This window comes from Streptomyces sp. NPDC054956 (assembly GCF_053609185.1).
In genome coordinates this window covers 1-3,845 of sequence record NZ_JBSGXB010000483.1, presented here as the reverse complement: position 1 = coordinate 3,845, position 3,845 = coordinate 1, and the positions used below count along the sequence as shown (strand labels likewise).

6 protein-coding genes are annotated in these 3,845 nt (G+C 72.8%); 5 read left to right on the top strand and 1 reads right to left on the bottom strand.

Annotated features, from left to right (window positions below; genetic code table 11):
* Positions 1 to 180: 180 nt before the first annotated feature.
* On the top strand, positions 181 to 612 hold the full coding sequence (locus tag ACWGDE_RS37070) for a hypothetical protein (protein WP_453393481.1): 432 nt from the start codon (positions 181 to 183) through the stop codon (positions 610 to 612).
* Here ACWGDE_RS37070 and ACWGDE_RS37065 read toward each other — a convergent pair.
* Positions 593 to 1,291 carry a FadR/GntR family transcriptional regulator gene (locus ACWGDE_RS37065; protein ID WP_453393480.1) on the bottom strand — a complete coding sequence of 233 codons (699 nt, stop codon included), beginning with the start codon at positions 1,289 to 1,291 and terminating at the stop codon, positions 593 to 595. The two genes, ACWGDE_RS37070 and ACWGDE_RS37065, sit on opposite strands and share 20 nt — an antisense overlap.
* An 81-nt stretch (positions 1,292 to 1,372) precedes the next feature.
* On the opposite strand from ACWGDE_RS37065, the gene ACWGDE_RS37060 reads away from it, so the two are divergent.
* From ACWGDE_RS37060 to ACWGDE_RS37045, 4 genes are all read left to right on the top strand, one after another.
* Positions 1,373 to 2,674 carry a CynX/NimT family MFS transporter gene (locus ACWGDE_RS37060; RefSeq protein ID WP_453393479.1) on the top strand — a complete coding sequence of 434 codons (1,302 nt, stop codon included), beginning with the start codon at positions 1,373 to 1,375 and terminating at the stop codon, positions 2,672 to 2,674.
* 5 nt (positions 2,675 to 2,679) lie between these two features.
* Positions 2,680 to 2,799: an SGM_5486 family transporter-associated protein gene (locus ACWGDE_RS37055; RefSeq protein ID WP_251072844.1), complete on the top strand. Its 120-nt coding sequence runs from the start codon at positions 2,680 to 2,682 to the stop codon at positions 2,797 to 2,799.
* 162 nt (positions 2,800 to 2,961) lie between these two features.
* Positions 2,962 to 3,162 (top strand): hypothetical protein, encoded by a 201-nt coding sequence (locus ACWGDE_RS37050; protein WP_453393478.1) that lies wholly within the window; start codon positions 2,962 to 2,964, stop codon positions 3,160 to 3,162.
* A 120-nt stretch (positions 3,163 to 3,282) separates the two neighbouring features.
* Positions 3,283 to 3,801, top strand: a complete 519-nt coding sequence (locus tag ACWGDE_RS37045) for a SixA phosphatase family protein (RefSeq protein WP_453393477.1) — start codon at positions 3,283 to 3,285, stop codon at positions 3,799 to 3,801.
* Positions 3,802 to 3,845 lie beyond the last annotated feature (44 nt).

The following is a 3,845-nucleotide window of genomic DNA, read 5'->3' as shown; positions in this document are numbered from 1 at the left end:
CGTCTCCCTCCAGGGAGGCGCGGCCGCCGCCGTTTCGCGCGGGGCGGTGGGGGCGGTGCGGGGCGACTCGATCAGATTTTCGCCGTCTCATCGGATCTTCCCGAGTCGAAAATCAGGACATTCCCCTGCAAACTGGCCTCGTCGGGATCTTCCCGGCTCCTGCGGGGAGGAGGTACGGGAGTGCGCGCGAGGCGGAGCCGAGCGGTATCGCTTCTGGTCACCTCGGTGGCACTGGCCGGACTCCTCGTCCCGGGAACCCTCGCGCGGTCCGAGGACGCCGGCCCGGCCTCCGGCCCGGAATCCGCGACGGCCGCCGCCGTCGACCTGGACCGCATCCCCGTCGAACCGCCCGTACAGCCCGCGAGGCCCCCCGCCCGGGAGCTCTTCGGCGCCGACTGCGACACCGAGATCGAGGGCTCGCAGGTGGTCGCGTACTGCCACAACAAGTACCCGCAGACCGATCTGGTCCGCCTGCACGTCGAATGCGACCGCTGGTGGGACGTGGACGGGGACGGCGCCGCCGTGGCCGTCGGCCCGGCCGGCCGCGTGGAGCTGACCAGCCGCTGCTGGAAGGAAGTCCGCTCCGCCTGGGTCAGCCACCAGCGGCAGTGACGGGCTTGTGCTCCTTGCCGAGGCAGACGAACGGATAGCCGGCCGCCTCCGAGGCCGCCGCGTCCCCGTCCCCGCGCCGGATCGCCTCGATCAGCCGGGCGTGGTCCAGATGGGACGCGGGGTCGAGGACGGCGCCCACGTCGGTGCGCAGCCAGTCGGCGACCAGATCGCCCAGGTCCGCGTACAGCTCGATGAGGACGTCGTTGTGCGAGGCCGCCACCACCGCCATGTGCAGGGCCACGTCCGCCGCGATGAACACCTCCGCGTCCCCGCCCGCCCAGGCCTCCTCGCGCCGCGCCAGCAGCGCGTCCAGCTGTACGAGGTCCCGCGGGCTCCGCCGCTCCGCCGCGAGGCGGGCCGCCGAGGACTCCAGCGTCGAGCGCAGCTCCGCGATGTGCCGGGGGTCGGCGCCGGCGAAGCGGCGGTGCATCACGCCGGCCAGCTCGCTGGTGGCGAGGACGTAGGTCCCCGAACCCTGGCGGATGTCGAGGAGCCCGTTGTGCGCGAGGGCCCGGACCGCCTCCCGCACGGTGTTGCGGGCGACGCCCAGCAGCTCCACGAGCTCCGGCTCGGTCGGGATGCGGGACCCGACGGACCACTCACCAGTGGTGATCTGGTTCCTGAGCTGGGCGATCACCTGGTCGACGAGCGCGGATCGCCGGGGCGAGGTCAGCGGCATGCGGTCGGGGTTCCTCTCGGGGCGGGCACGATACGGCCGCGGGGTGGACAACCAATCATCCCATGATTCTATGATGGTCGAATGTCCGACGAAGAAATCCAGACCCTGAACCGGCCCCGGGCCGCGAGCACGGCACTCCCGCAGCCCCTTCCCGCCCCCGCCGCCACCCCGCAGCCGGCGTGGCTCGGGCCCGTGCTCCTCGTCGGCATCGTGCTGGCCGCCCTCAACCTGCGGCCCGCCATCACCAGCCTCGGCGCCCTCTTCGAGGAGACCCGTACGGGCCTCGGCATGAGCGGTACCGTCGCCGGACTCATCACCTCCGTGCCCGCCTTGTGCTTCGCCGTCTTCGGCGTCACCGCGCCCCGGCTCTCCCGCCGCTTCGGCCCGGCCGCCGTCGTCTGCGCCGGCATGGCCGCCGTCGCCGCGGGCCTCCTGATCAGGCCCTTCGCGAGCAACGCCGCCGGATTCCTCGCCGCCAGCGCGCTGACCCTGGCCGGCATAGCCCTGACCAACGTGCTCCTCCCGGTCATCGTCAAGCGCTGGTTCCCGGACCGCGTCGGCACCATGACCGGCCTCTACTCCATGGCCCTGGCCGCCGGTACCTCGCTCGCCGCCGCGGCCACCGTCCCGATGACCGAGGCCCTCGGCGGCAGCTGGCGCACCGGCCTGCTGGTCTGGGCCTTCCTCGCCGTGGCCGCCGTACTGCCCTGGCTGCCCATCGCCGCCGCGGCCCGCAAGGAGAAGGCGGCCGCCGCCGGAACCGAGGGCGCGGCCGTGCGCACCGACACCGGCCCGCGCGTGGTCCGCAGCCGCACGGCGTGGGCCCTGGCCTGCTACTTCGGCCTCCAGGCCACCGGCGCGTACATCACCATGGGCTGGCTCCCGCAGATCTTCCGCGACGCCGGGGTCTCCGCCGGCACCGCCGGCATCCTGCTCGCCGTCACCATGGTCATGGGCGTCCCGCTCGCCTTCGTCATCCCCGGCCTGGCCGGCCGGATGAAGAACCAAGGGCCCATCGCCGCCGCCCTCGGCCTCTTCGGGCTCGCCGGCTACCTCGGCCTCTACTTCGCCCCGGCCGCCGGAGCCTGGCTCTGGGTCCTGCTGCTCGGCGTCTCCAACTGCGCCTTCCCGCTCGTCATCACCATGATCGGACTGCGGGCCAGGACCCCGGCCGGAGTCGTCAAGCTCTCCGCCTTCGCCCAGAGCACCGGCTACCTCATCTCCATCCCCGGCCCCCTCCTCATCGGCGCCCTGTACCAGCACAGCGGCGGCTGGGACCTGCCCCTGGCCCTGATGGCCGGACTGCTCGTCCCGCAGATCGCGCTCGGCCTGCTGGCGGGCCGGGACCGCACGATCGAGGACGAATGCGGCATGCGAGACTGAACGGCATGTCGCCCGTACTCGAACCGAACCCCCAGAACGGCCACAAGAAGCTCGGCATCGTGCTCGGCGCGATGCTGCTCGTGACCGTCGTCATCTCCGTCATCGCGACCATCGCCTCCCCGTAGCGGCGCCGCCGCGAGCCCCGGTGGTGGGGTTATCCCCCCATCCCCTAGGGGGTCAGGCTCAGGGTCAAGTGGGGTGCGTCCCCGATGGGAACCGCGCGCTCGAATCCTTAGATTCGAAGAGCAAGAGCGAGCCCGTCCCACGCGCACCCCACGGAGGCGGCCATGTCGGCCCCCACGCACCTCTCCGCTCCCCGAACCGTCGGAGCCGATGCCCGCCTGCACTGGTGGGCGCTCGCCCTGCCCGCCCTCGGCTTCGGCCTCATGCTCCTGCTCCTCGCCGGATCCGGCGAGGCCCACGCCGCCTCGGGCGAGGGCTCCGCGATAGTCCACGTCACCGAACAGCTGCTGCGCGTCGTCGGCTGACACCACGCCAGGAGCAGGGCGCGCACGCGCGTCACCGCACGCCGGAGCGCGCCCCCCACCGGCCCCCGAGCCCCTCAACACCCTGCGCCCGGTGGCCCGATCCGTGCGAAGCTGGGAGTCATGAGCGCCGACACACCCCGCAGGATCGTCCTCCTCCGGCACGCCAAGGCCGAATGGTCGGACGGCACGGACCACGACCGCCCCCTGGCCGAGCGCGGCCGCCACGACGCACCGGCCGCCGGCCAGAAGCTGGCCCAGACCGGCATCACCTTCGACCTGGCCCTCTGCTCCAGTGCGGCCCGGACCCGCGAGACCTGGAAGCTCGTCGTCCAGGAACTCCCGCACCGGCCGAAGACCTCGTACGAGGAACGGCTCTACGAGGCTTCGCTGGGCGAGCTCATCGCCCTGGTCAACGAGACCTCCGACGAGGTCAAGAACCTGCTGGTCATCGGCCACAACCCCGGTATGCACGCCCTCGCCGACGCCCTGGCGGGCAGCGCGGAGGGGGACACCCTGCAGCGGATGAACCGCAGCGGCTTCCCGACCTCCGCCCTCGCCGTCGTCTCCTTCACCGGCTCGTGGAAGTCCGTGGAGCACGGCGTCGGCACGCTGCTGGACTACTGGACCCCGCGCGGCTGACGACCGGCCCACCGACGACGGAGCGGGCCCCGGCACCTTCCCGG

Bases quoted from the DNA above. Each gene is read 5' to 3' on its own strand.
- ACWGDE_RS37065 (WP_453393480.1), bottom strand. From the start codon at position 1,291: ATGCCGCTGACCTCGCCCCGGCGATCCGCGCTCGTCGACCAGGTGATC.
- ACWGDE_RS37060 (WP_453393479.1), top strand. From the start codon at position 1,373: ATGTCCGACGAAGAAATCCAGACCCTGAACCGGCCCCGGGCCGCGAGC.
- ACWGDE_RS37055 (WP_251072844.1), top strand. From the start codon at position 2,680: ATGTCGCCCGTACTCGAACCGAACCCCCAGAACGGCCACAAGAAGCTC.
- ACWGDE_RS37050 (WP_453393478.1), top strand. From the start codon at position 2,962: ATGTCGGCCCCCACGCACCTCTCCGCTCCCCGAACCGTCGGAGCCGAT.
- ACWGDE_RS37045 (WP_453393477.1), top strand. From the start codon at position 3,283: ATGAGCGCCGACACACCCCGCAGGATCGTCCTCCTCCGGCACGCCAAG.